Source organism: Paraglaciecola sp. IT1134, assembly GCF_058068185.1.
Genome location: NZ_CM176486.1, coordinates 434,287 through 460,509, shown reverse-complemented (window position 1 = coordinate 460,509; position 26,223 = coordinate 434,287). Strand labels below are relative to the sequence as shown.

Annotated in this window: 20 protein-coding genes; 15 read left to right on the top strand and 5 right to left on the bottom strand. The window is 45.7% G+C overall.

The window, feature by feature from the left end:
• Positions 1-391 precede the first annotated feature (391 nt).
• The 4 genes from AC3RV5_RS02045 (at position 392) to AC3RV5_RS02030 (ending at position 6,211) form a co-directional block, all read left to right on the top strand.
• Positions 392-2,077 carry an amidohydrolase gene (locus tag AC3RV5_RS02045; RefSeq protein ID WP_489730338.1) on the top strand — a complete coding sequence of 562 codons (1,686 nt, stop codon included), beginning with the start codon at positions 392-394 and terminating at the stop codon, positions 2,075-2,077.
• 1,096 nt (positions 2,078-3,173) lie between these two features.
• Positions 3,174-3,842 (top strand): response regulator transcription factor, encoded by a 669-nt coding sequence (locus tag AC3RV5_RS02040; protein ID WP_489730337.1) that lies wholly within the window; start codon positions 3,174-3,176, stop codon positions 3,840-3,842.
• Positions 3,843-5,069, top strand: coding sequence for a sensor histidine kinase (locus tag AC3RV5_RS02035; protein WP_489730336.1), 1,227 nt, complete (start codon positions 3,843-3,845; stop codon positions 5,067-5,069).
• 68 nt (positions 5,070-5,137) lie between these two features.
• Entirely contained in the window at positions 5,138-6,211 is a 1,074-nt protein-coding gene (locus AC3RV5_RS02030) for a type 1 glutamine amidotransferase domain-containing protein (RefSeq protein ID WP_489730335.1), read from the top strand.
• A 402-nt stretch (positions 6,212-6,613) separates the two neighbouring features.
• Here the strand turns inward: AC3RV5_RS02030 and yggU are convergent, their stop codons facing one another.
• Genes yggU through AC3RV5_RS02015 form a run of 3 tightly spaced genes read right to left on the bottom strand, consistent with a single transcriptional unit; the run spans position 6,614 to position 7,754 of the window.
• Positions 6,614-6,913, bottom strand: a complete 300-nt coding sequence (gene yggU / locus AC3RV5_RS02025) for a DUF167 family protein YggU (RefSeq protein WP_489730334.1) — start codon at positions 6,911-6,913, stop codon at positions 6,614-6,616.
• Between the two features lie 33 nt (positions 6,914-6,946).
• Positions 6,947-7,168 carry a hypothetical protein gene (locus AC3RV5_RS02020; protein WP_489730333.1) on the bottom strand — a complete coding sequence of 74 codons (222 nt, stop codon included), beginning with the start codon at positions 7,166-7,168 and terminating at the stop codon, positions 6,947-6,949.
• A gap of 55 nt (positions 7,169-7,223) precedes the next feature.
• On the bottom strand, positions 7,224-7,754 hold the full coding sequence (locus AC3RV5_RS02015; protein ID WP_489730332.1) for a DsrE family protein: 531 nt from the start codon (positions 7,752-7,754) through the stop codon (positions 7,224-7,226).
• Between the two features lie 263 nt (positions 7,755-8,017).
• Here AC3RV5_RS02015 and AC3RV5_RS02010 point away from each other — a divergent pair, with 263 nt between their 5' ends.
• Both AC3RV5_RS02010 and AC3RV5_RS02005 read left to right on the top strand, forming a co-directional pair.
• Positions 8,018-9,178 (top strand): efflux RND transporter periplasmic adaptor subunit, encoded by a 1,161-nt coding sequence (locus tag AC3RV5_RS02010; RefSeq protein WP_489730331.1) that lies wholly within the window; start codon positions 8,018-8,020, stop codon positions 9,176-9,178.
• A gap of 2 nt (positions 9,179-9,180) precedes the next feature.
• A complete protein-coding gene (locus AC3RV5_RS02005; protein ID WP_489730330.1) occupies positions 9,181-12,354 on the top strand; it encodes an efflux RND transporter permease subunit in 3,174 nt (1,057 codons plus the stop codon).
• 206 nt (positions 12,355-12,560) lie between these two features.
• Here AC3RV5_RS02005 and AC3RV5_RS02000 read toward each other — a convergent pair whose 3' ends face one another.
• Positions 12,561-13,643 (bottom strand): flavin monoamine oxidase family protein, encoded by a 1,083-nt coding sequence (locus tag AC3RV5_RS02000; RefSeq protein WP_489730329.1) that lies wholly within the window; start codon positions 13,641-13,643, stop codon positions 12,561-12,563.
• A 224-nt stretch (positions 13,644-13,867) separates the two neighbouring features.
• On the opposite strand from AC3RV5_RS02000, the gene AC3RV5_RS01995 reads away from it, so the two are divergent.
• The 7 genes from AC3RV5_RS01995 to AC3RV5_RS01965 all read left to right on the top strand — a co-directional run bounded on the left by AC3RV5_RS01995 (position 13,868) and on the right by AC3RV5_RS01965 (position 23,572).
• A complete protein-coding gene (locus AC3RV5_RS01995) occupies positions 13,868-16,222 on the top strand; it encodes a TonB-dependent receptor (protein ID WP_489730328.1) in 2,355 nt (784 codons plus the stop codon).
• Positions 16,223-16,229: 7 nt separating this feature from the next.
• Positions 16,230-18,371, top strand: a complete 2,142-nt coding sequence (locus AC3RV5_RS01990) for a dihydrolipoyl dehydrogenase family protein (RefSeq protein WP_489730327.1) — start codon at positions 16,230-16,232, stop codon at positions 18,369-18,371.
• Positions 18,372-18,523: 152 nt separating this feature from the next.
• Positions 18,524-19,402: a DUF547 domain-containing protein gene (locus AC3RV5_RS01985; RefSeq protein ID WP_489730326.1), complete on the top strand. Its 879-nt coding sequence runs from the start codon at positions 18,524-18,526 to the stop codon at positions 19,400-19,402.
• Entirely contained in the window at positions 19,383-20,582 is a 1,200-nt protein-coding gene (locus tag AC3RV5_RS01980; protein WP_489730325.1) for an ABC transporter substrate-binding protein, read from the top strand. Before AC3RV5_RS01985 ends, AC3RV5_RS01980 begins: the two co-directional genes overlap by 20 nt.
• Positions 20,558-22,207, top strand: a complete 1,650-nt coding sequence (locus tag AC3RV5_RS01975; protein ID WP_489730324.1) for an ABC transporter permease subunit — start codon at positions 20,558-20,560, stop codon at positions 22,205-22,207. Before AC3RV5_RS01980 ends, AC3RV5_RS01975 begins: the two co-directional genes overlap by 25 nt.
• Positions 22,191-22,844, top strand: a complete 654-nt coding sequence (locus AC3RV5_RS01970; RefSeq protein ID WP_489730323.1) for an ATP-binding cassette domain-containing protein — start codon at positions 22,191-22,193, stop codon at positions 22,842-22,844. The genes AC3RV5_RS01975 and AC3RV5_RS01970 overlap by 17 nt, the downstream gene beginning before the upstream one ends.
• A 92-nt stretch (positions 22,845-22,936) precedes the next feature.
• Positions 22,937-23,572, top strand: coding sequence for a CDP-alcohol phosphatidyltransferase family protein (locus AC3RV5_RS01965; protein ID WP_489730322.1), 636 nt, complete (start codon positions 22,937-22,939; stop codon positions 23,570-23,572).
• Positions 23,573-23,582: 10 nt separating this feature from the next.
• Here the strand turns inward: AC3RV5_RS01965 and AC3RV5_RS01960 are convergent, their stop codons facing one another.
• A complete protein-coding gene (locus AC3RV5_RS01960; protein WP_489730321.1) occupies positions 23,583-24,371 on the bottom strand; it encodes a sterol desaturase family protein in 789 nt (262 codons plus the stop codon).
• A 120-nt stretch (positions 24,372-24,491) separates the two neighbouring features.
• On the opposite strand from AC3RV5_RS01960, the gene AC3RV5_RS01955 reads away from it, so the two are divergent.
• The gene (locus AC3RV5_RS01955; RefSeq protein ID WP_489730320.1) at positions 24,492-25,211 is read left to right on the top strand and encodes a DUF1499 domain-containing protein; all 720 of its coding nucleotides are present in this window, start codon (positions 24,492-24,494) and stop codon (positions 25,209-25,211) included.
• 371 nt (positions 25,212-25,582) lie between these two features.
• Positions 25,583-26,131 carry an outer membrane beta-barrel protein gene (locus tag AC3RV5_RS01950; RefSeq protein WP_489730319.1) on the top strand — a complete coding sequence of 183 codons (549 nt, stop codon included), beginning with the start codon at positions 25,583-25,585 and terminating at the stop codon, positions 26,129-26,131.
• Positions 26,132-26,223 lie beyond the last annotated feature (92 nt).

Here is a 26,223-nt window from a genome sequence, read left to right as displayed (position 1 = left end):
CTTTGGATTAGTTCAAAAACGCTCTGACCAAACTGGCGCTTGTAGTCCGCGAAAATCAGAGTCTGGCAGGCCGTTTAGTGTCAAAGCAGTCATTAGGTGAATCAAAAATCCCCCCTGCTGAAGTCTTCATCAAGTTAACTGCGATTTCCCGACGACTACTTGTTAATGCGGCGATACCAATCGTAGATTGCTCTGCCGATAGCAAGGGTTCATCTTCTTGCACGTAGTCAAGTAATGTTGGCCACGATTTTATAGTAAAGCCAGCATCTCTTTTCTGACTCGTTTGAGCTTAAACCACCGTTATACTGATTTAATAAGGTCAGTCAATTTTTTTAAAAAAAACTCAACTATAGTGGTTAAAACTTGTTTCTAAAAAAGTAGGGGGATCAGGATGTTGCAAAAATTAATTTATCGACTGGTTTTGACGCTGTTACTCTTTAGTGCCGCTGTCAGCAGCGCCAACGAGGTTGCCGACAAGATTTTTATCGGCGGCAAAATCTGGACTGGGCTGGGATCTGAATTACAACAATCAAGTCAAACGACTGCAACCGCTTTGGCGGTTAAAGGCAATCGTATTATCGCGGTGGGTAGCGATGTAGAAATTAAAGCTATCGCCTCGCCTACCACGCAAATCATTTCTCTGGAAGGTAAATTACTCACGCCCGGTTTTATCGATAACCATACCCACTTTCTCGATGTGTCGGGACTAATTTCAGCCGTTCAAGTGCGCGACGTTAGCAGTAAAGCTGAATTTGTGAAGCGCATCGGCGAATACGCAGCCACAATGAAACCCGGCTCATGGATGCTTTATGGCGTCTGGGATCATGAAGCCTGGGGTGGCGAATTACCTAAAGCTGAGTGGATTAATAAAGTCACTGGCCAAATTCCGGTGTTTTTATGGCGCACCGACGGTCATATGGCATTAGCTAACAGCGCGGCAATGAAACTAGCGGGTATCGATAAAAACACCCAAGAGGTTGACGGTGGCGAAATCGTTCGGAATAAAAATGGTGTGCCAACGGGCATTTTTAAGGATGCGGCGATGGATCTAATTTACCAGGTCGTTCCGCCATTAACCAATGAAGAACGATCGCAATTATTTCTTGAAGGTATCAAACATGCCCAGTCATTTGGCGTGACACAAATTCACAATATGGGCGTGTGGGAAGATTTACAGGCGTTTGAAGCTTTGCATACGCGTAACCAATTAACCATGAGAGTGTTCAGTTTTGTGCCGCTGCAAACTTACGACAAACTGGATAAATTTGTTGCCAGTGATGGTCGCGGCGACGACATGCATCGTTGGGGTGGACTCAAAGCCATGGTCGATGGCTCACTCGGTAGCACCACTGCGTGGTTTTATAACGCTTACACTGACGAGCCAGACAAATTCGGATTTCCTATTCATGATTTGCAGGAATTTTCTAACTGGATAGAAGCTAGCGATAAAGCAGGTTTGCATATTACCATTCACGCAATTGGTGATAGAGCGAACGACTGGATTTTAGACACATTCGAATCCGTGGCTAAGAAAAACCCGCCTAACCCACAACGTCGCTGGCGCATCGAACATGCGCAACACTTATCGCCCGCGGCAATCCCCCGCTTTAAGCAACTCTCGGTGATTGCTTCCATGCAGCCATATCATGCCATCGATGATGGACGCTGGGCAGAAAAACGCATTGGTGCAGAACGAATTAAACAGACTTACGCGTTTAAAAGTTTGCTCGATGCTGGGGCGACAGTGACCTTTGGTTCGGATAGTCCAGTGGCACCGATGAATGTGATGGAAGGTATTTATGCGGCGGTAACGCGCCGAACACTTGATGGACAAAATCCTGATGGATGGATCCCCGAGCAGAAAATTAGTGTTGCCGAGGCGTTAACCGCCTACACAAAAAGTAATGCCTACGCGGGTTTTCAGAAAAACAAACTGGGTCAAATTAAACCAGGCTTTTTAGCTGATTTTGTAGTGTTGGATAAAAATATTTTTGAAATCACTCCGCCAGAAATTAAAGATGTCAAAATTAAGATGACGGTAGTGAATGGTGAAGTGGTTTATTCGAAACGGGATTGAGAATTAGTGGGCTGATCTGATTTTAGTTTTCACCGTGAAGTACCACTAGTTTGCGTTGGGTGCCCCCTTCGATTAGGGTTATAAAGCGGTTTTAGCGTTGTCAAAATCTTAAAATTATTTATAAAAAAGCAGCATTTAAGTTTAAATGCCGCGGTAAATTTGGGGCCATTTAAGATATTTGTGAGTAGATAACTGACCCGGTTTTTTAGCAAATTGGGTTGGAGGTGTAGGTAAATACATAAAATCTTAAGTCTGAGCACTGAAAACCAGCATAATAATGAGATTGGCATCTAATCGTAAGAATAACTGTAGCGGGTGAAATACTGTTACTTTCGGCACTGTGTAATATTCCATTATGGCTTGTTTTTAATGCATCGACATCAAGGATTTTTACATGCTCAAGTTGCTTCGCTTAATCCCTAGTTACAGTCCCTAGATTGCTGTTAAGTCCAAAGCTTTATTCGGCAAAACCCTTGCCGATGAAAACTCATTTTAAGCTCGACTAAGTGCAATGGATAAGGGGTAATGGCTATGCGACGTTGACCGGCAAAGTATTTTCACCACGGAGGGCGGCGGGTCCCGCGAACAGAGAAAGCTGAGGAACAGCAGGTGAATCAAGGCTTTTATCTTACGCTATGAACTAATTCTTACTGGCAAATATGTGCCCTCAGAAGCCAGTCGCGAATGGTTCTAACTACCTATCTACCTATCAAAAATGCGAATAACGAACACGCTAATAACTTGATTCACATTGGCAGAAAACACCTTCCGATTGGTAACAAAAAGCCCCACCGCAGCGAAGTAACGTTTGGTGCTTTATGCAGCGTGAGGTTTTTCAGGACGCTCTTTCCCCAAGGCCTAAAATTATCTTTGCGAGGGCTGTAGCCTTGTAAATCATAAACAATTAACTGTAGTATCTTAAAACTTGTGTAAACCATGCGCTATTTTTTACACTATCCAAGGTGATTGGATAAAGGGGTAGAATCTCTGCAACAGATCTTAATGTTTACATACCCATACCAGCTTGTAAATTTCACTTGGTCTTCACTTCGGCTGACGTATGCTAAGTGCACGGCATCTTTTAAACGTACATATTTTGAATATTCTATTAATTGAAGATAATCGTGTTATTGCTCAGCAGATCACTGAATTTTTATTTGCCCATAATTGGCAAATCGATTATGCAGACAATGCCAAACTTGGCATTCAGTTAGCTTGTGAAAATATCTTTGATGTGATTTTACTCGACCTTAACCTGCCAGATATGGACGGGCTTGAGGTGTGTGCAATTATCAAAAAACAGGCGCAGGTTATTCCCCCTGTATTGATGTTAACCGCAAGAGATAGTTTCGCAGATAAAGCTGCAGGATTTAAACAAGGTGCAGATGATTACCTGACTAAGCCCTTCGATTTGCGTGAGCTGGCGTTACGCTGCCAAGCATTAGCGAGACGCTCTGATTTACATCAATCAACCAACATCACAGTAGGCACATTGGCGCTTATGTTATCAGCCAAAAACGCGCTGATTGATGGTAAGGAATGTGCGTTAACAACCATAGGATTCAACATCTTAACCTTGTTAGCCAAGGTCTATCCCAAGCCCATTTCCCGGTCGTTGATCATTCACAAAATATGGGCTGACTCACCGCCAGAAAGTGACGCCTTGAAGTCCCATATCTATGCTCTTAGAAAAGCGCTGGCTGAACATTCCAAAGCACCACAAATTAAAACCATAATGAACGTTGGTTACAGGTTAGAGTTTTAAATGAAAATAATATCAAGTATTAAATACAAATCTTTGGTGTTACTGGTATCACTTGCTCTGGGTCTAACAGCGCTTTATTTGGGCTTGGCGGTGATAATTGGCTTTGTCGTTGAAGATGTCATAATAAGCAAATTGCTGCAAAAGCATGTTCAGTACGCCGAGCAACAATACCAATCAACAGGCAAACTTCCTGATTTAGACCTAGGCTATATTCAGCTGTACGAAAGCCCTTCTGCTCTGCCCCAAGAGCTGTATAAAAGTATTCAGCAATCTTCCGGCGACCAAGAAATATTCACTCCCGATAATACCCATTACCATTTTAAAACGTTAGATTTAGGCAATGAGCAGAAAGGCTATATTGTGGCTGAGGTTTCAGATTTATTAGTGGTAAGTCAGAACCCCAGTATATTTATCATCTTCCTTATCGGCTTGATTTTAGCTTTATTGCTAGCGATATATTTAGCGCATCAATTCTCTAAACAAATTGTTAATCCTATAGTCTTACTAACTAAAGCTATAAAATCAGGTCAAATCAGCAATCAGTCCAACTCACTACCTAATTTTGAATATGAACTGGGCTATCTATCAAACACCTTTCAAAAAGCTTTTAATGACTTAGAACAGGCACTAGCCCGAGAGAAAAACTTCACCACTGATGTGGGTCATGAACTACGTACACCACTCACGATCCTAAAAAATCACACCGCCTTAATTGAACAACGGGGTTACAAAGACAGTGATTTAACAGAAATGAAAAGTGTCTGTTTGCAAATGGAAAATACGGTAACCGTTTTATTGGCCTTAGCCCGTGCAGAATCTATCGAAAAAAAAATTTGCAACTTAAAAATGATACTGGAACAAGCCATTCTGATTCATGGAAATAATGCCGCAAGTGACATATATGTCACACTCAATGTCGATCCGCAGTTTACCCTAATGGCCAATCCTGCATTACTGACCCTGCTAGTTAACAATTTAATTGTCAATGCAATACAGCATGCTCAGTCACATCAACTCACAATACGTCAACAAGATGACTCACTCATTTTCGAAAATACGACTCACGAATTTTCACCAAAGGATGTTATTGCTTCTGGGGTAAAAAGCCAAAGCAGTCAGGGTGTAGGCCAAGGCTTATATCTAGTAACACGAATAGTTGAAAGTTTTGGCTGGCGTTATAAGCTTACTCAAAGCAACAATATCTTTTCTTTTAGTATCTATTATTAATTTTTTGGTAAATTTCACATAGGTTTCACCTACTCACTTTTAACATGTCTAAAAATAGGAGAAACGACATGTTAAAAAAAATACTGATTACTATTGGCTGCATCATTTTAGTACTCACGGCATTGGGTGGCTCTGCCGTTTATTGGCTAAAAGGTTTTACACCTAACGCTGCCGAAATAGCCCAGATTAAAGCCAGCCAAATGAACGATGTAATCTACCTTCAACAACCTATATTGGAAAAAAGAGGTAAAATATTAGCCGTTGTCACCAGCACAGATAAGATGGGCGCGTCCGGTAAAAAAACCGGCTACGAACTCACCGAATTAGCCCGAGCTTACTGGGTATTTCAAACTAATGGTTTTGAAGTCGATATTGCCAGTACCAAAGGTGGTAAACCACCCGTTGTACTTGACGACGATGATATGCGTGAATATGACTATGCCTTTCTAAATGATCCTACTGCGCAAGCTAAAGCCACTAACACCTTGTTAGTCGATGACGTCAATCCGGCAGATTATGAAGCTGTTTATTTTGTCGGTGGTAAAGGTGCTATGTTCGACTTCCCTGATAATCAAGCGATTAAGAATATAATCAAATACCTGCACCAAAATGACAAAGTCATATCCGCTGTTTGTCATGGCCCCGCAGCTTTAGTCAACGTCAAACTCGATAACGGCGAGTGGTTTGCCAGCAATAAGAACATCAGCGCATTTACCAATGAAGAAGAACTCTTTTTAATCCCCGATGCAGAGTCAATTTTTCCTTTTCTTTTGCAAGATAAGCTGTCTGACCAAGGAGCGAACTTTCAAGCAGGAGTAACCTACTTAGAACAAGTCGTTCACGATAAAAAATTACTCACAGGCCAAAATCCTTGGTCAGTGTGGACATTGGCAGAAGACGTTATTGAAGCCCTAGGTTACACACCCAAGGCGCGCGTTAATACTCCGGAAGAAAATAGCGTCAATTTAATAGCAGTCTACAAAGAGCTTGGTTACCGAGAAGCCAAACAACGCCTGCAACAAAACCCAGTCAACTATCAAGAGCTGCTCATCATCATGCACGCCATTGTGTCTTTTATGAAAATGGAGATAATTCAAGGTACTGATTTGTTGTTACTTGCCGATTCTGCGAAGTCAGTTTAGTTAGTGCCATTACAAAGTAGGATAGCCACAACAATTAATCGAAGAACTTAGTCGTTCAGAAATGTCGTCGTGTCATTACCAAGGAAAACTGTCTAACCAATTACTGAGCAAATTTATTTCTTAACGGGCTGAATAATTACAACTATTCACTGTGAAATATGGCAGATTTTGTAAAATGCAAATTATTCTATGTGCAAAGCACTTCAACCTTTTTTACAAAACTGTTAGGGTGCTCAGAGCTATGTTCTTGAATTAATAGCTGTCATTTTGGGAGGTTAAAACTTCGATTTAAATGAGTAAGGTCGAATGACAATAGATCGCTCCTAATCGCCAGTCATCTTTGCCCCAGTTGAACTGACTGAATCTGGCATATCACGTTTTAGCCACTCCATCTCAAAGCTATCAGTCTGCCTGGAGAATGGCGGTAATTTGCCCAGGGATTTTTTTGGGGTGCATAACCCGCAACGTCTTATGACGATTCAATCCCCCTTTAACGATACTGACGTTGGATTTGGCCACGGCGAATTGTTTGGCGATATACTTTATTAAATGCGCATTAGCTTTGCCATCTACTGGCGGGGCAGTAATGGCGACTTTAAGCTCATCACCATGCAAGCCAATAATTTCATCACGGGAAGCTTTGGGTTGTAAATAGATACGTAATAACAGGCTGCCATCAGCGAACACGGCGGCTTTATTCATGGCGTTCACGCCCACTGATAGCATTAGCAGAAGCTATGATGGTTTACCTTTCGAATCTTGCTTGTGCTTCAAGCTTATCTCACGGCGCTGACGTCTTTGCTTACGCTGAAGCTGCTTGTGTTTTTTATCTTTTAACACCGAATATACGATGCCAACAAGCATAACGAGAAACCCAAGAACCAGCAGAATGCCTATCCACTGGCAAAGCAGTGGATAAACGCAAGGTAAACCGATTTGAATTGCTGTGTCTTCCATGGTGCTAGCATACACCCCTTACATTACCAGCTAAAGTCGTCAACAAACTAAGCTACTACGGGTTCAGGCTATAGCCCTCTTTCGCCAATACTGCATGGGCGGTCATTGCCGACAGAGCCATTTGCACCCCCTCTAGCAAATCCGCATTTTTTATCTGGTGTTTGGCCGCAGACTGGCCACAGAGCAATATACGCACCTTGTGTTTTAGCAACGCCTGTAACAACTCGTGGTTTGGATTGCCTACCCCGAATTTTTTTTGATAGGCAACCTCGTTGAGCACATCATTACTCGCCTTACCATGTACCACCAGTGCCAGTTGGAGCTGCTCGGGCGCGATGCCGTTGGCCACATGCATATTTAAAAAACGCGCCAGACGATCATAACGTTTGTTGAGCTCTTTAGGATCCTCAGAGCTGTCTACGTCGAACACCACTTTTAACTGCATGCTATTATCTAATTTCAAGTCTTGCTGCACCGGCGCATGTTTCCCGAACTGGTTAATTAATGGGCCATCTTGAAATGGCGCACTGGCGGCCCAACTACTGAAAACTGCGCAACAGCCAATTACCAATATACGTAATTTCATATTTTACTCCTCATAATTTTTGAAAAATAATGACCACCCAACCAAGCAGAATTTGCAGTCGGAGGGCAGTTGTCAGTTGCGATGCCTAGGTTGCTAAATTTTATCGATTAATTAAAAGCAAACTAATTAAACTTGAACATGCGAGAATGGGCTGCTAATCGAGACACTCACATCTCTTTACAAATAGACACACAAGATTTTACATAAGTCGATTAATATCAATACAGAATAATAACTAAATATACATAAGGTTTTATCTTCGCATGAAAAACAAATGGATGAAAATAGGTTTACCAATCCTGGCTTTAGGCTTAGGGATTGGTGGCATGCTGGTGATTAACGCTAGTGCCACCGAAGATAAGGAAAAAGCGCCACTGGATACCCGCCCCACCGTCAAGGTTGAAAGGGCATTTGCAGAGGACTTTCAAGTTCAGATAACCGGTTATGGCGAAGTAAAACCTTTAGAAAAAACCACCCTTTCGGCTCAGGTATCAGGTGAAGTACTGAGCTGGCATCCCAATTTTGTGGCCGGTGGTCTGGTGCTCAGAGGCAGCACGTTATTTAGCATTGAAAAAGACACCTATGAGGCGGGACTGTTGCAGGCGCAAGCTAATGTGAGTCTAGCCCAGGCCCAACTAATTGAAGAGCAGGCCAGGGCTGATGTGGCCAAACGCGAGGCAAAAGGCCTACCGGATAGCAAAGTTTCGGATTTATACCTGCGTAAACCACAATTGATGAGCGCCCAGGCTTCCTTGAAGTCTGCCCAGGCGGGATTAAAAATCGCTCAACGTGATTTGGACAATTGCACAGTTACCGCTCCTTACGATGCCTTAGTGGTCAGTCGTGAATTAGGGGTAGGCCAGTTTATTAATCAAGGTACCAGTGTCGGCGAATTGTACAATGTGGAAGCGGCGGAGATCATTTTTCCCGTTGCTGGTTTTGACCGCGAATTTTTACCCGCGGATCTGGCATTCAAAGATGCCATTGTCAGCACCAACGGCTACAATGCAGTCACTCGCCAAGGCACCATTTCCCGTGATTTGGGCTTGGTGGACCAGGGCACCCGTATGAGTCAACTAGTGGTGCAAATAAACGATCCTTATGGTCTTAAAGACAACAAAGCAGTACTTAAATTTGGTAGCTATGTACAGGTTAGTTTTGCCGGGCTCACCTTAAGTAAAATTTATCGCCTGCCCCAGGATTTAGTCAACAACAGGGTGGTATGGGTGGTCGACGAAGAGCAAAAACTGCGTCCGCAACAAGTAGAAATATTACGCGAAGAAGATGAATACTTTTTGATCAGCCAGGGTATAAACGATGAAGACCAGGTTGTTATTACCTTGCCTGAATATCCCCAATCCGGGATGGAAGTCAAGATCGCGGCAAAAGAAGAGCTCACCGCTCAGAAAACTAACGAGGGCTGAGCATGTCAACTGAAGATCTTATTCCCCTTGATCACCGCCCCCCCGAGCCAAAACAAACTGGGCTGATCGCCTTTTTTGCCAATAACTCGGTGGCCGCTAACTTGATGATGATTTTTATCATTATCATGGGTTTATTTAGTTATTTCACTATCCAACGACAAATGTTTCCCAATATTGAAATTAATTACATCAATATTGAAGCGGTTTATCGCGGCGCCTCCCCTCAGGAAATAGAAGAAAGCATTTTAATTAAGATCGAAGAAGCATTAAAAGATGTCACCGAAATTAAGAAATCCACCGCACGAGCCTTCCGAGATAACGGGCGCGTCACCCTGGAAATAAAAAAGGATCAGGTGCTGACCGACGTACTGGATAAAGTTAAAGCCAGAGTCGACAGTATCGCCACTTTCCCAACCGACATGGAACCGCCGAAAATATCGCAAATTGAGTACCAACAGGACGTGATTGAAATGTCCCTCGTGGGTGACTTACCCATCACTGAGCTCAAACCCATAGCCAAAAAAATTGAAGATGAACTGTTACAACTAGGCAATGTATCCCTGGTGGAAGTGGATGCCCCTGAGGACGAGATCGCCATTGAGATCAAACCTGAGGTGTTACGTAAATACAATATCACGCTGACTGACGTTATCCAGGCTATCAATAATTATTCGGCCAATATATCTGCCGGGCAGTTACGCACGGAATCCGGCATAGTGGCTGTGCGAGTGGAGAATCAGTTATACAGTGGTAACGAATTCCGCCGCATTCCTATCAAGATAAGTGATACCGGGGCCAAAGTTTTACTAGAAGATGTCGCCACTATTGAAGATGGTTTTGTAGAAGGGGAGCGTTATTTCAAGTATTCCGGCGTGAATGCTATCTACATGTCGGTCAAGGCAACCAAGGATCAAAGCACCATACCGGTATCAAAATCTGTCAAAGATTATATCGAGATGCGCAATAAAACTCTGCCCCAAGGCCTGGAGCTTAAAGTACTGGTAGACATGACCTATTACCTCAATGCACGCCTGGACATGATGTTAAAAAATCTGGTGCAAGGGGCATTTTTGGTGGCGTTGATGCTGACCATATTTTTACGCTTCAGGTTGGCATTTTGGGTCATGTTGGGTTTACCTGTCTGTTTCTTGGGTGCCATTATGCTGATGCCGGTATTAGGCGTGAGTATCAATATCTTGTCGTTATTTGCCTTTATCATGGTGCTGGGGATAGTGGTGGACGACGCCATTGTCATAGGCGAGAGCGCCTACAGTGAAATAGAAGAAAAAGGTGGCGGTGTGGAAAGCGTGGTGCGCGGTGCCAAGCGCGTAGCTACTCCTGCCACATTTGGGGTGCTAACGACTATAGCGGTCTTTGCACCGGCGCTGTTTTCCACCGGCCCCGAGGGTGCATTTTTTTATAATATAGCGGCGGTCGTGATCTTGTGCCTGGTGTTTAGCTTGGTTGAATCAAAACTAATTTTGCCGGCCCACTTGGCTCACATGAAATTTACGCCGGTTAAACAAAGCAGCTGGCGTGCACGTTTCAACAAGGGCTTTTTCGGTTTTGTTAACGGCCCCTATAAACGTCTGGTGACCCGCTGCATAGAATGGCGTTGGCTGGTGTTTACCATCTTTATCGCCGTGTTGATCATTAGCTGGGGCTTAGTGTCGGCAAACTACGTACGCATGATCCCCTCACCTAAGGTGCCCCATGATTTTCCGGGGATCTCCATTGAGATGAATGAAAACGTGTCGGATCAAACCACTATCGATGCCTTGAAAAAGATTGAGGCGGTAGTCCTGCAAGTTGACAAACAAATCATCGATGAATACGGCAGCACCATGATGCGCGATATCATGGTGTTTAACCAGGGCCGTACTGAAGGGCGCGTCTTGGTGCCACTGGTAGATGAAGACAAACGTCACTTCGATGCCTTTGAACTGGCCCGACGCTGGCGCGAACAAATACCCATTATTCCGGGTATGAAGTCATTAACTATTCGCGACGACATCAATGGCGGTGGTGAAGATGGTGAGTTTGGTTATATGTTGTACGGTGCAGACATTGCTACCCTCAACGCCGCAGGCCGTGAGTTTATCGCTATGTTGCAGCAACAAGAAGGCCTGTTTGATATCAGCTCAACCATAGATCCTGCCAGTAAAGAAGTGCAAATGGACTTGTTACCCGTGGCCTACGATCTGGGCTTAAATTTGACCAGCATCGCTCGTCAAGTAGGGGGCAGTTTTTACGGCGGTGAAGCCCAGCGGGTTATTCGCGGCGGTGAAGAAGTGCGAGTGATGGTACGTTACCCTAAACTGACGCGGGAACGTTTTGCTGAGTTAAAATATGCCGTTATCACTACCCCAGCTGGCAAAGAAGTCATGTTAGGGGATGTGGTCAACCTGACCGAAAAACCCGGCATTAATTATATTCGCCGGGAAGATGGTTATCGCAGCGTTTATGTCTTTGGTTCCATCGACGAAGAAGCCGTTGAGCCAAATGAGGTTGTTGCCAAGGTCGAAGAAAATCTGCTGCCCAAACTGACCGCCGCTTTCCCTGGAGTGAAAACCGAACTGGGGGGCACCATAGAAGAACAACAAGCCCAACAGAGTCAGCAGATGATGTTTCTGGTAGCTGGGCTGATCATGGTCTATATCCTGTTGGCGGCGCCGCTTAAAAGCTATGGTCAGCCACTGATCATCATGTCGGTCATCCCCTTTAGTCTGACAGGGGCGATTTGGGGGCATTTCATCTTTGGCCTCGACTTGAGCATGATGTCGACCTTTGGTCTGATTGCCGCAGCAGGGGTGGTGATCAACGATAGTCTGGTGATGACCGACTATGTCAATCAGCAACGCGCTAAAGGCTACTTGATAGCGGAATCTGTGATTGCTGCAGGCTGTGCTCGTTTCAGGGCCATCACGTTAACTTCTATCACCACCTTTGCCGGGGTATTACCAATCATGTTTGAAACCAGTTTGCAGGCTAAATTTGTCATCCCTATGGCTGTCGCCCTAGGTTTCTCGGTGATGTATGCTACTTTAGTCACCCTGATATTGGTGCCGTGTTTGTACCTGATCCTGGATGATTTAAAGGCTATGTTTGTAGGGCTGGCAAGGTTACCCAAGCGCTTGCTGACCCGTGGTCAAAAACCTGCCTCGGCCAGTAGCTAACACCTAACAAAAAGGTTAGTCAGTGAGGCCCTCTTCGTTAACGAAGGGGGCCTTTTTTATGCTGCCAACATTTGTCGCCCTTAGTATTAGCGGGTTGCAACAAATGGATAATGGCCCAAATCATTCACCTGGGAAGCTGGGAAACACCCAACATATCAAACGTTTTAGTATCGTCGCTAAGCTAATAATACAGCTGGCCAAGGATACTACTGACCAATGAGCTTTAGGGCTTGTTGGCTGGCTAACAAAGCCCCCTCCAAAAAACCTCCGTGGCGGGGTGATGTTTCAGTGGAGGCAAAAATTAACTTTTTGTGCCAATAATGGTGCTGACTCAGATCATATACAGGATGATAATCCAGTGGCGTTTGATCGGCTTGGCCGGCGGTAAAAGGCTCAGACGCCCAGTCCATAATATCAATACTGAGGAAATGTTTACCTTGATCGCCATACAAACTAACCAGTTGATTGGCTACCAGTTGTTTGAGTGCCTCTAATCCAAGGGCGTTGCGTTTAGCTGCAGATAGGGCAAAAAAGCCAAACAAACCGAACTTGCCCTGCTGCTCTATACTGGCGTCGTGGATCTCCATCAGCGGGCCTGTTTGTGAGAATGCGAAACCACTGAGCCCTGCCGCGCGCCAAAAAGGTCGCTCGAAACGAATAATCGCCTTGGCGTGACCCGCCATCCAGGTCGGGGTAGCAGCGAGTTCAGCAATAAACGCCGGCGCCAATTCTGGGCTGAAGCTGAGCATAGAGGCTGCCAATCTTGGTGGCAGCGTCAGCACCACTTTACTACCACCTTGGGTGCTGTTTGTCTGACCATCGGCAGATAACGCCTGGTTAGTCGGGCCCCTGAGTAACATATCCACATTTACCCCTTCGGGGGTTTGAGCGATAGCGGTAACCTTACAGCCAAGTTGAATATTGTCTTTTGGGATCTGTTTGAGCAAGGCATCCACCAAGCCTTGCATGCCTTTGTCGAGGCGATATGACTCCCCAGATGCGGGCTGTGCAAAGCGCTGCACCCCATTTGGCGTTTGATACAACGCCTGGCCCTGGGTCGGCTGAAGTTGATAACCTAACCCCAACTGTTCAACCAATTGGTGTATAGCCTTATGCGCCGGCCAAAACCAGGCGGGGCCAAGATCGAAGCCGTCGATTGACGCAATGCGTCCTCCACAACGCTGGCGAGCTTCAAGCAACAGATAAGCAGTTTTTTGTTGCGCCAATTGGGCCGCCAGGTACAAACCACTTAATCCGGCACCCACTATGATCACGGGATCACGAGTCATTTATCTCTTTCCCTCTACCAAATTGAACAAGGCACTGGCTCGAACAAATCCAGTTAAGCCACGCAAATATTATAACTAACGCCAGCATTCTGGCTTTTATTGCCACGTTATCGAATCTAATTGGGCAAAATGCAAAGTAAAATACATAGAATAGCCACTACCACGTAATAAATGTCGTAACTGTCAGGTCTATCAGGGCAGATGACTATAAACAGGAAACAAATATGCCCACCTTGCCCCGGGGAGCACTCGCCACAATCACATTACTAATGGCGGTAAATAGCCACGCACAACAGGCCCCAGACAATTCAGTTGAGTACATAACAGTCAAGGGCGAATCCACGGACGTTATGATCCTCTCTCCTAAAAGTCTGTTAGTGGATGGCCCCTTTGGTAAAAATAAAAATCTAACCGATATTGCTCGCTCACTAACTTCTATTTCCAGCGACATGTTAACGCAATTGTCCATCGATGACTTGCAAGACGTGTTGACGTTGGTGCCTAACACGTATTCAGCCAGCGGCTTTGGCTCCCCAAGTTTACCCACTATTCGTGGCCAGTTAGGTGAGTTGTTTCAGCAAGGGTTACGCCGCCAAGCGGGTAACAACGGTTTTGGTATTCCTCTGTCGTTCAACAGTGTCGGGCAAATCGATGTGGTCAAAGGGGCACCTTCGGTGTTACTGGGCACTAGCCAACGTAACGGCGGCTTTATTAATTTAAACAATAAAGTGGCGACCTTGTCAGGCACAGATATAAAACTGCAAGCCAGTGCCGGCAGTTGGCAACATTATCGCGCACAAGTCGATGTAAATACCCCAATAGAGGAAGATAAAAGCGGGATCCGGGTTAGCGCCGAATATATTGATAACGACAGTTATTACGATTTTAGCCAATACCAGAGTGAAGACTTATTCGTTGCATATCGGCTATCACCCGACGATACATCAAGCTGGGATATCAGCTTTGAATACTATGATGTTGATTTTACCGATAATGCGGGCATTAACCGCCCCACGCAAAACCTTATCGATAACGGTTTGTATATAACCGGCCAAGGCGTGCAGCCTAATGGGTCACAAGTACCAGGCGCATTTGCTGTCGTGTCACCCACTGATGAAGTGCGCATTGCACGCAGCACAGTGCTCACAGACCCAGATAACATCAACAACGCCCAGACTTACCTATTGCATAGCACCTATGAGCGCCAGTTAAACTCGGTTCACAGCGTAAGCAACCGCAGTTATTTTCAGTATTTAGACCGCGAAGAGATTGCCCAAAACAGCTTTGTTGAAATTATCGATGGGGCTAAAACCGCGCAAAACCGTATTGAAGTCAACTCAGCATGGAGCGCCGAGCAGCAAACCACTTGGGGAGTCGATATTCGCTACAACAACGTATTAGGCTATAGCCAATTCACTACAGAAGCGGACTTACCCATAGATTTACTGGGCAGTCTAGAACAGCGTCGTATTCCACTAACCGATACCCAAAAAGCCAGGTTAGTTGAACTGCGCCCTGGTGTGTTTGTTTCTCCCGGTGCTAATTATGACGTAGACGGGGATGGCTCCAATGATTTCTCCCTGTCTGACACCACTGACTCGACCACCTGGCAAACAGGCTTGTTCGCTGAACAAGAAAGCGACTGGAGTGACAGATTCAGCACCACATTTGGCCTGCGCGGGGATCATTATGACGTGACCGCCCGTGATGCCATTGCACCACAGGGTCAGAATGCGGCCAAAGATAGCTTCAGCAAGTGGTTATACTCGGGCTCAGCGAGCGCTCGTTTTAAACCCAATAACGACATGGTGACCTATGCGACATACAGCTACAGCGAAGCAACATCTAACAGCATGGGCGGCGGCACGGTTTTAGGTGCAGACAACAAAATTAACCCACTTAATTTTGCCACCGAAAACGAGCTTTTCGAGCTGGGTATTAAGTACTCACCGGTAGGGTCGCCTTGGTACGGGGATGCTTCAGTATTCGAGCAAACCCGCAGCTTGCGAAACCGCGATGGCAGTAACACAGGTATTATCGCCAAAGGTTTTGAAGCCCAAGTTTTTTACCAAGGCCAAGATCTATGGGCGAATATGGGTTACAGCTACCTGGATGCCCGTTATGATAATTCAGCCAGCGCCCAAGACTCTGAGCAAGTCGCTGATGCCTTTGATAATTCTCGTGCTGATATTATTCAGGGTACGGGGTTAGGCGCACCAAACTTTGCCGGTTTTGCTGCCTCAGACCAGCGTGTACAAGGCATACCACAGCAGACGCTTTCTGCCAGTGCCGGTTACGAGATTTTGCATAACTGGGACATTTCTGGTTCGGCTATTTACAGCAAAAGTTATCCTTTAGATTATTTGGCCACGGTGTTAATTCGTGACCAAATCACCGTGAATATAAACACGAATGTAGCCCTAACCGAGCAATCGAGCTTGCGCTTAGAAGTGCGTAACCTGACAGATGAAAAGAATTGGCGGCCGGTATTCGAAGGGGGCTATTTTGGCTCGACCCTGGTGTTTCCCGAACTGCCCAGAAATATTCAATTAACCTACACCTATAATTTTAAGGCTTAAATTCGATATGAATAGTAAACGTACAATATTAGTCGTCCTCATTGCAGCGCTTATTGCTAGCTTCTTCATATTCGATTTAAACCAATATCTCACCCTTGAAAGCTTAAAAAACAATCAACAAGATCTTGCCCAGTACATTCAGGCCAACTGGTTGGTGGCCTTCATTGGTTATTTATTTATTTATGCCACTGCCACTGCGCTTAGTGTGCCAGGCGCCGCTATTTTAACCTTGGGTGCAGGTGCGTTGTTTGGTTTTGGCTGGGGTTTGTTGCTAGCATCATTCGCTTCTAGCATCGGGGCGACGTTGGCGTTTTTGGTATCACGCTTCTTGCTTCGTGACTGGGTGAAAAGTACCTTTTCTAAAAAACTCGCGTCAATCGATAAAGGTATCCAGAAAGACGGCGCCTTTTACTTACTCAGCTTACGCCTTGTGCCTATATTTCCGTTTTTTATCATAAATTTAGTCATGGGTGTGACCGTCATTAAAACCTGGACCTATTACTGGGTAAGCCAAGTGGGTATGCTCATTGCCACCGCAGTTTACGTCAATGCAGGTACCCAGTTGGTGGAAATCAACCAACTGTCTGACATCGTCTCCAGCGAACTGATATTGTCGTTTGTATTGCTGGGTATCTTCCCGATTTTGGCTAAATTTATTTTAAGTGCCTTACAGCAGCGCCGTGTGTACAAAGGTTGGAAAAAACCGAAAAAATTCGATCGTAACCTGGTCGTTATCGGCGCAGGTTCGGCTGGTTTAGTAACGGCTTACATTGCTGCAGCAATTAAATCAAAGGTGACCTTAGTTGAGCGTCACAAAATGGGCGGTGACTGTTTGAATACAGGCTGCGTACCATCTAAAAGCTTACTGCACGCCAGTAAATTAGCCCAAGTTCACCATACCTCACAAAATGCAGGCGTTACGTATGAGGCGCCAAAAATAGATTTCGAAGCCGTTATGAACAAGGTGCACAGCGTCATCAAATCAATCGAACCCCACGACTCGGTTGAGCGCTACGAATCCCTTGGCGTTAATGTTGCCATCGGCAGTGCAACCATTGTTTCCCCTTGGCAGGTAGATATTCAAACCGCAGAAGGTGTGCAGTCGTTAACCACCCGCAATATAGTGATCGCCACCGGTGCCCGTGCGTTTGTGCCTGATATTCCAGGCTTGAAAGATATCGATTATTTAACTGCCGATAACTTATGGGAAATCCGTGTACAGCCCAAACACATGATCGTGTTAGGTGGCGGGCCCATTGGCTGTGAATTGTCTCAAGCGTTTGCCCGTTTAGGCACCCATGTCACCCAAATTGAACGGGGCGAACATGTGCTGAGCAAAGAAGACCCAGACGCAGCCAAACTCTTGCAAATTCAGCTGGAAAAAGACGGTGTTGATTTGCGCCTTAATACCAGCGCGATGGCTGTTCAGAGCAGCAACGAAGGCCATGTTATGGTTGTCGAATTTGAAGGCAAAGAAGAACGTATACCCTTTGACAAAATTTTAGTAGCTGTGGGTCGCCAGGCAAACTTAACCGGCTTTGGTTTAGAGAAGCTGGGCATTGAGTCCGATCGTACAATTATCACCAACGATTTTTTACAAACTAAATATCCGAATATCTTAGCGGCCGGTGATGTAGCAGGGCCCTATCAGTTTACCCATACTGCCAGCCATCAAGCCTGGTACGCAGCGGTAAATGCCTTATTCAGACCGTTTAAAACCTTCAAGGTGGATTACAGCGTTATTCCTTGGGCGACCTTTGCCGAGCCTGAAATTGCCACAGTTGGCTTAAACGAATCTGCTGCTAAAAAACAAGGCATTGAGTACGAAGTCACCCGTTACGACATAGGCGGGTTAGACCGCGCTTTGGCTGACGATCATGCCCGTGGTTTTGTTAAAGTACTGACTAAACCGGGCAAAGATAAAATCCTCGGTGCCACCATAGTCGGCGCAAACGCCGGAGAACTGTTAGCAGAGTTTGTATTGGCCATGAAACATGGCTTAGGATTGAACAAGTTGCTTGGCACTATCCACATCTATCCCACTATGGCAGAAGCCAACAAAAATGTGGCCGGTGTCTGGAAACGTGAACATGCCCCGCAAAAGCTGTTGGCTTTCGTTGAGCGTTTTCACACTTGGCGTCGTAAGTAATGTCTCAAGTCACTGGCCTGGCATCGCTAATATCCACGATGCCAATAAAAAAGTCAGACAGCAAAATTTCGCAGCATTTGTAACAGCATTTGCTTCGACTTTACTTTTATCCAATCATTCATCAGATGAACGATAATTTACCGAGGAATAGCATGAGTAAGCAACGACGTATTTCTAGCCGTTTACTAAATTACACCTTCGCTGGCAGCCTGTTTATATTAGTGGCATTGGCCACTAAAGTGCATGCCGCTGACTTTGACCACACTTACCAAAACTATGATCAGCTGCTAAAGGAAGTGGTGCAGGTCTCTGACGACAAAAAACAAACCCGGATTAAGTATCAGCAACTGGCGGTTAAACTAGACACGTTAGATACAATTTTACAGTCGTTTTCTGTTACAACAAAAAGCCAATATGATGCTTGGAGCCAGGATCAAAAGCTTAGCTTTTTAATCAACGCCTATAATGGCTTTACCTTGAAACTGATCGTTGATAATTGGCATGAGTTCAAACAAGGCGATGCTAAATCTATTCGCGATTTGGGCAGCTTATTCACCACACCATGGGAAAATAAGTTTTTCACGTTATTTGCCAAAAAACACAACTTAGACGACATCGAACACGAAATGCTACGTAAATGGTTTAAAGAACCGCGTATCCATGCTGCATTAGTGTGTGCAGCGGTTTCATGCCCGCCACTACGTGATGAAGCGTTTGTTGCCGATAAACTGACGGAACAGCTTGATAACCAAATGCAGTTATTTTTAGCTGATAACAACCGCAATGAAATCCTTGTGAATGGTCAGCAGGGCAAAGCCTCCTTATCATCAATTTTCAAATGGTATCGTGGTGATTTTGAAAAAGGCGACGAGGATTTTAACTCGTTATTTGATTTGCTCAGCGCCTATAGCGATGCATTGGTGCAAGATGACAATGACCCACAAGCTCAGCGCAAGTTAATACAAAGCGCCAATTATCCAATTATATTTAAAGACTACGACTGGCGCTTAAATGATGTGGCTAACTTCTAACTCATCCCATTGGGGCAAAATTAGCAAACGTACTAGGCGTTTAATCGCGCTGGGCGTTTGCTTGCTATTGCCCTTAACCGGGATCAATGCCCAACAAACACAACAGACTCAGCAAGCAAATAGCCCTCAGTGGCAACAAACCTTAGCTAAGGCTCAAGGTGAAACCGTGTATTTTTATGCCTGGGGCGGATCAAAACCGGTCAATGACTATTTACGCTGGGCTGCCAGAGAAATTAGCAGTCGCTACAACGTTCGTCTACGTCATGTGAAAGTCGCGGATATCAGTGAAGCCGTGAGTCGTTTAAAAGCAGAAGATGGCAGTCAAAGTGCCATAGATTTGCTCTGGGTTAACGGCGAAAATTTTAGTTATCTTAAGGAGCAGCATTTATTGCTTGGTTCGTTATGGGCGCAGATCCCCAATACCGCCCTGCTAGCCACCCAAAAACTCTCCCTGTACAGTGATTTTGGTGTAGCCATGGAAGGTTACGAAGTGCCATGGGGGGTGGGTCAGTTCAATTTGATTGCCAATTCGGCGGTGTTTAATCAAAACGAGATCACCCCCGGTAGCCTGCTGGCAGCCGCCAAAAAACATCCCGGAGGTGTAAGTTACCCGCGCCCGCCCGAGTTTCACGGCACCACCTTTTTAAAACAACTCTTGGTTGCACTAAGCAATAACGATAAGCGCCTCTTTGCCCCCGCAACTCACAAGGCACAAGATGAATTACTGCCGCTATTATGGGATTACCTCGACCAACTTCATGCACTTAGCTGGCAGCAAGGCCGGGCATTCCCCAGTTCAAATACCGAACAAATGTTACTGTTCGCCCAGCAGCAACTGGTGATAGCGGTGAGCTTTAACCCCAATCAAATGGCGAAAGAGCAAGGAGAAAACCGGATTCCCAGTACAACCCAGCGCTTGTACTTTGCCCAGGGTGCGATAACCAATAGCCACAACTTAGCCATTCCTAAAGGCGCGCAAAGCCCCGACGGGGCAAAGGTGGTGATTAACTTTTTATTGAGTGAACCAGCCCAAAGGCAAAAACTCAATGGCTGTTGGGGCGATCCAGCAGTAATAACACCTTTGTTAGATGAGACTTCAACCCTGCCCGCTCAACAAGAATTACATAGCTCTTGGCAGCACATTATTGAAGATAGATGGCAACAAAAATACGGCGCTTAACGCTCAGCGCAGGCTGGCTGACGGTTGCCCTTATTGCCGGGTTACCCCTGTTTGGGGTGGTACTGGGTTTATGGCCAGCTGCACCCGTATCCTGGGTTGATATTACGCGTTTTTTTGCCTACAACGGTTTAGGTTCCTCTATTGCCAGTACGCTTTTACTTTCCTTGGCCGCGCCTCTTTTGGCCTTATATGTGGCTTTTATGGTCTACAGCCAATATCGCTTTAGTCCCCGCTGGCAAACATTAGAAAAACGTCTTGCCCCTTTGTTATCCCTACCCCATTTAGCCGTGGCTTTGGGTCTGGTGTATCTATTTAGCTCTGGCGGCATGGTATGGAGCGCACTTTGGGGCTTATTTGCACATGTCCCCCCTGACTGGCTGGGCCTGCCCCGTAAAAGCCTGATCACTATGATTTTAGCCATTGGTATCAAGGAAGTGCCATTTTTTCTGTTGATCTTCAGCGCCCTGGGCCGCCAATTACCTATTAAAGACTGGTTGCGCCAAGGCAGAGCCTTGGGTTATAGCGAAGGGGCCAGTTGGTGGCTATTAGTCCTTCCTGTGATACTGAAACAATCCCGTTTGGCGCTACTGGCGGCCATGGCGTATACCCTGTCTGTGCTTGATATCAGTTTACTTATCGGGCCAAATATTCCCCAGCTTTACGCCGTAGTACTTTACAACTGGCAAACCGGTTTTGGCGCCTTGGAACAGTCTCAAGCGTTCCTGGGAAACATAATGTTGTTATTAATGCTCGGGGCCTTGGTTGGAGCCATTTATGTGCACGAGTGGCTCGCGGTCAGACGCTTGACCCACCTCGGGGTGATGGCCAACCCACTTAAACTAACCCGGGTGAGTCGAGTATTTGTGCTGTGGTTAACATTTTTTAGCCTTTTGACCTTGGCGATATTGGCCACCTTTTTACTGTGGTCCATTGGGTGGAGCAACCAAAACATTGTCAATATGACAGACTTGTCTTTTTCCCTGTGGCAAGAAGAATGGTTTTTCATGCAAAAGCCCTTACTCAACAGCCTTAACATTGGGTTATTGAGCAGTGTGATAGGTGTTGGTCTAACCTTGCTTGCCCTTGAGTTACAGCACCAAAGAGACCGTTATTTTCCGGATCATATCTGGTTGATGGCCATACTGCTGCCACAACTTTCCATGGTGTATGGTTGGCAATTGGCCCATACCGGCGTATCCGGCGGTTACCACAGTGCATGGATAGTTCTATCTCATTTACCCTTCACTTTCGCTTATAGTTATTTGGTACTTAGAGGGCCATTTCAAAGTCTAAATCGCCATTATGAGCTGGTTGCGGCCAGCCTTGGTTATTCTTATTGGCAGCGATGGTGGAAAATACGCTTCGTCTTACTGCGCCCAGCTTTGTTAAGCGCCTTGGCTATCGCTTTTTCGGTGAGCATTGCCCAGTATATTCCAACGCTCATGATTGGCGCAGGTCGCGTGACGACCATCACCACCGAAGCGGTGGCGATCGCCTCAGGCAACGAGCAAAACATCACGGCGGTATATATGCTGGTGCAAGCAGCGCTGCCTTTTATTGCCTTCTTAGTGGCCAGTCTATTGGCCCAACGTATGCGAGGAAGTTTCGATGTTACGCATCACTGATTGCCGGATCCACACCCAAAACTGGTCTATCGACCTGCCTGACATTGCCCTGGATAGCGGCGAGTTATTGGTGATCACCGGTCCAAGCGGCATGGGGAAATCGACGTTTTTACATTGGTTATTAGGCGACACTATTAGGCATGCCAACATCAGTGGTGACATCAGTCTTAACGATATATCACTGACCTCTCTTAAGATTGAACAGCGTCGTATTGGCTTGTTAATGCAAGACGTACATCTGTTCCCGCATTTAAATGTAGTAGACAACATCTGTTTTGCTCTTCCCAAAGAACTCCAGGGTAAATTGAACAAAGCCCAGCGCCGGGAAGCTGCCACGGACATGCTAAATAAGATTGATATGGGTTATGTCGCACAACATTTATCCGAGCAATTAAGTGGCGGTGAACGCTCGCGAGTGGGACTGATCCGGGCGCTGGCGAATCAGCCCCAGGTTTTGTTAATGGACGAACCCTTCGCCGCCCTCGACCCCCTTACTTGTACCCAGGTAAGTCGGTGGGCTTTTAGCCAACTGCAAGAGCAAGGTGTGCCAGCCATTATGGTCAGCCACGATCTAAACAACATACCGCCCAAGGCCCAGCACCTGGATTTAGCCAAGCATTATCGCAGCCTAAAGTAATCGCCAAAACAGACATAAACTGAGGCAATTAACCTGAAATAACCTGCCCTGTAAGCCAACAGGCGTAAATATTTTAATTAACAAGGTAAATCATGATCGATCCCATTTTAAACCGGCTACTGAAACAACCACTTTGCAGCCTGGCTAAGCAGTTAATCAAACTTGGAGCCAATGCAGATACCGTGACCTTGGTAGGTTTTATGATTGGCTTGTTAGCGGTACCAGCCATTTTTTACGGCCACTATATGTTGGCCTTGAGCTTGATTTTACTGAACCGCCTTGGGGATGGATTAGATGGCGCTATCGCACGAGAAACCTCCCCTACTGACGCCGGAGGATTTTTAGATATCACCCTGGATTTTATCTTCTACTCCGCCATAGTGTTTGCCTTTGTATGCGCCTCACCTACGCAAAACGCCATAGCCGGTAGTTTTCTAATGCTCTCGTTTATGGGCACAGGTGGCAGCTTTTTGGCTTTTGCGATTATGGCCAGCAAACATGGTATCGACAGCCCAAATTATCCACATAAAAGTCTGCACTATATGGGCGGGCTAGCCGAGGGTTTTGAAACCATTTTAGTGTTGTGTTTATTCTGCCTGCTGCCCAACCACTTTGTACTTATTGCCAGCGTATTCTCGGTCATTTGCTGGTTAACGGCGATTATTCGCATATGGAGCGGTTACCACACCTTACTAGCCACAAATACACCTTCCCAACCAGTGCAATAATCTATAGTTGTCATTTTTTAAACGGCATAAGTAATACGGTTTTGATGCCAGTGTTGCTGCTTTGGGTGGTATATTCTTTCAACCCCAGGATTAAGCCGTCATCCCCAGCGGCGGCTTCATGGCAGTAACTGCCAAACAGGCGATCCCATATGGATAAACTAAAACCAAAGTTGCTGTTAGTTTCCGTCACCACTTGGCTATGGTGAATGCGATGCATGGCTTGGGTCACAATCCATTTACGCAGCGGCCATTCCAGCCAATCAGGCAATTTAATATTACTGTGATTAAAAATCGAGCTGGCATTTAATACAATTTCAAAAATTAAAATCGCCTCAGCAGGTACACCTAGCAGTAAGATCCCTAACGCTTTTACCAGCAAACTCAGGGCGATCTCTATGGGGTGGAAACGTAAACCGGTGGACGCATCAAGGTGTGGGTCCGCGTGATGTACCCGATGTAAACGCCACAATAGCGGCACTTTGTGAAACAAGCGGTGTTGCCAATAAATCAAACCATCTAACAGCACCACGGACAACGCTATGGATGGCAAATACGGCAAACCGAGAAGGTGAAGTAGCCCAAACTGCTGCTCGGCAGCAAATACCGCCACAACGGCCAAACCCGTGGGCACCAATAGGCGTCCCACTAATACACCACAAAATACCAAGAAAAAATTGCTTAACCAGCGCTGGGGATTAGCCACAGACGAGGTGCGATTGGGTAAACAGGCTTCCCAGATCATCATTACCACTAACACGGTTATAAAGCTGCCGATACGCAGCCATGTTTCATTGTGCATATACTTCCTATTCCGAGTTGAGGCTAAATTAATGGCGAAAAGTTAAGTCCAAAATCGTTTACTGATAGTATCATTATGTTAAGACACAATTACCTAACAAAACAATAACGGAGTCCTCCTATGAAAGCTTTGGTCAGTCTGGTTAGCCTATTGGCTATTTTGCTCGTCGCCTTACCCGGCCCGCTATATAAATTCGGCCTGCTGGATCTTGGCCCAGCATTTACCGCCGTGCGTTGGGGGGTATACGTTGGTGGCACAGCACTGGTGCTGATCTTAATCCAACTGATTTTTATGCGTAGGAGTACGGCCTGGCTATCCACAAGTTTCGCCTTGGTACTGGCCCTGATCGCCGTTGCCATGCCATTAAGTTTGATGCTTAAGGCCAAATCGGTGCCTCCTATTCACGACATCAGCACGGATCTGGTTGATCCACCCAAATTTGAAGCCATAGTACCCTTGCGCATAGATGCCCCCAATCCGGTTGCCTATCCTGGGGAAGAGACCGCTGCCCAGCAACGTCAGGCCTACCCTGAACTAGTGACACAACAATATGCCCAGCCTCAGGATCAAGTATTTGATGCCGCGCTAGCTTCGGTAAATAACCTCGGCTGGGAACTGGCCAACGCAGATAAAGCCCGCGGGTTAATCGAGGCCACCCACACCACTGCCTGGTTTGGTTTTAAAGATGATGTGGTGATCCGCATTCGCCAGCAAGGCCAAGTCAGCGCCCTGGATATACGCAGTAAATCACGGGTAGGTAAAAGTGATGTAGGTAAAAATGCCGAACGCATCCATGAATTTCTGGATAATATAGAATCTAACCTCATTACCAAAGATTAGTTTTAATCTCTTACCTAGACTGCAAAAACAGACAGCTACGGATTTGTCGTCCCTGGCTGTCTATACCCATACCTGCACAGGGTTAAGTGCGATGTGAATGACCAGATCGTGTCGCAAAAAAGATACCCATCAAAAACAAAATAATCTTTATTTTCATGTACTTGCCAAGTTTATCGATGCACAGACGCCGCTAAAAAGCCAGCCAATTAATTTTACCACAGTGCATTGAATTTCAACTTTTAGTCATTACATCTAGACTCGAGAACGCGTTAGATATTTCACCTCATCTGTTATTTTTGTAGCCAGGTTTTCCCGGTAGCAGATGTGGTTTAAACACGTTGCTCACTCACTCTACTTTTTAAGGACATTACATGAAAAATTCAAACATCGCATTATTGATCAGCATGACATTCCTCAGTGCCCCAGCAGTTTTCGCGGCCAGCCCCGATTTCAATTATGTTGAAGGTGGCTACACCAAGCTAGATTTTGATAACGCTAACTTTGAACCGGATGGCTTTAAAATCTCAGGTTCGGCGTCGGTCAGTCAAAACCTTTTTGTTAATGGTTCCTATACAGATACCTCAGACGGTGTTGATTTTAACCAACTTAGCTTAGGTTTGGGTTACCGCGTACCAGCAGCCAGTAATACCGATGTATACGGCATAATCAGCTACGAAGAAATGGAAGTAGGGAATTTTGATGATAATGGCTATGGCCTAACGGCAGGTGTTCGGTCTTTTGTTACCCCTAATATTGAACTGGATGGTGGGCTGTCATATATAGACATAGATGATAATGACGAAACTTACCTGAACCTGGGTGCGAGTTATTACATCACACCCATGGCCGCCATCAATCTCGCCTATCGTACATCTGACGATATAGACATGATCACAGTATCAGGACGATACTCGTTCTAAATCCCGGCAGAATAAGGTGCAGCTATGCATCTTATTCTGCACGTAGTGATTCGGCTTTTTAGCCACAGGCTGAGCCGACACGGATGCATGCT

Coding starts and splice junctions, on each gene's coding strand:
- AC3RV5_RS02045 (WP_489730338.1), top strand. CDS start 392: ATGTTGCAAAAATTAATTTATCGACTGGTTTTGACGCTGTTACTCTTT.
- AC3RV5_RS02035 (WP_489730336.1), top strand. CDS start 3,843: ATGAAAATAATATCAAGTATTAAATACAAATCTTTGGTGTTACTGGTA.
- AC3RV5_RS02030 (WP_489730335.1), top strand. CDS start 5,138: ATGTTAAAAAAAATACTGATTACTATTGGCTGCATCATTTTAGTACTC.
- yggU (WP_489730334.1), bottom strand. CDS start 6,913: ATGAATAAAGCCGCCGTGTTCGCTGATGGCAGCCTGTTATTACGTATC.
- AC3RV5_RS02020 (WP_489730333.1), bottom strand. CDS start 7,168: ATGGAAGACACAGCAATTCAAATCGGTTTACCTTGCGTTTATCCACTG.
- AC3RV5_RS02015 (WP_489730332.1), bottom strand. CDS start 7,754: ATGAAATTACGTATATTGGTAATTGGCTGTTGCGCAGTTTTCAGTAGT.
- AC3RV5_RS02010 (WP_489730331.1), top strand. CDS start 8,018: ATGAAAAACAAATGGATGAAAATAGGTTTACCAATCCTGGCTTTAGGC.
- AC3RV5_RS02005 (WP_489730330.1), top strand. CDS start 9,181: ATGTCAACTGAAGATCTTATTCCCCTTGATCACCGCCCCCCCGAGCCA.
- AC3RV5_RS02000 (WP_489730329.1), bottom strand. CDS start 13,643: ATGACTCGTGATCCCGTGATCATAGTGGGTGCCGGATTAAGTGGTTTG.
- AC3RV5_RS01995 (WP_489730328.1), top strand. CDS start 13,868: ATGCCCACCTTGCCCCGGGGAGCACTCGCCACAATCACATTACTAATG.
- AC3RV5_RS01990 (WP_489730327.1), top strand. CDS start 16,230: ATGAATAGTAAACGTACAATATTAGTCGTCCTCATTGCAGCGCTTATT.
- AC3RV5_RS01985 (WP_489730326.1), top strand. CDS start 18,524: ATGAGTAAGCAACGACGTATTTCTAGCCGTTTACTAAATTACACCTTC.
- AC3RV5_RS01980 (WP_489730325.1), top strand. CDS start 19,383: ATGATGTGGCTAACTTCTAACTCATCCCATTGGGGCAAAATTAGCAAA.
- AC3RV5_RS01975 (WP_489730324.1), top strand. CDS start 20,558: ATGGCAACAAAAATACGGCGCTTAACGCTCAGCGCAGGCTGGCTGACG.
- AC3RV5_RS01970 (WP_489730323.1), top strand. CDS start 22,191: ATGTTACGCATCACTGATTGCCGGATCCACACCCAAAACTGGTCTATC.
- AC3RV5_RS01965 (WP_489730322.1), top strand. CDS start 22,937: ATGATCGATCCCATTTTAAACCGGCTACTGAAACAACCACTTTGCAGC.
- AC3RV5_RS01960 (WP_489730321.1), bottom strand. CDS start 24,371: ATGCACAATGAAACATGGCTGCGTATCGGCAGCTTTATAACCGTGTTA.
- AC3RV5_RS01955 (WP_489730320.1), top strand. CDS start 24,492: ATGAAAGCTTTGGTCAGTCTGGTTAGCCTATTGGCTATTTTGCTCGTC.
- AC3RV5_RS01950 (WP_489730319.1), top strand. CDS start 25,583: ATGAAAAATTCAAACATCGCATTATTGATCAGCATGACATTCCTCAGT.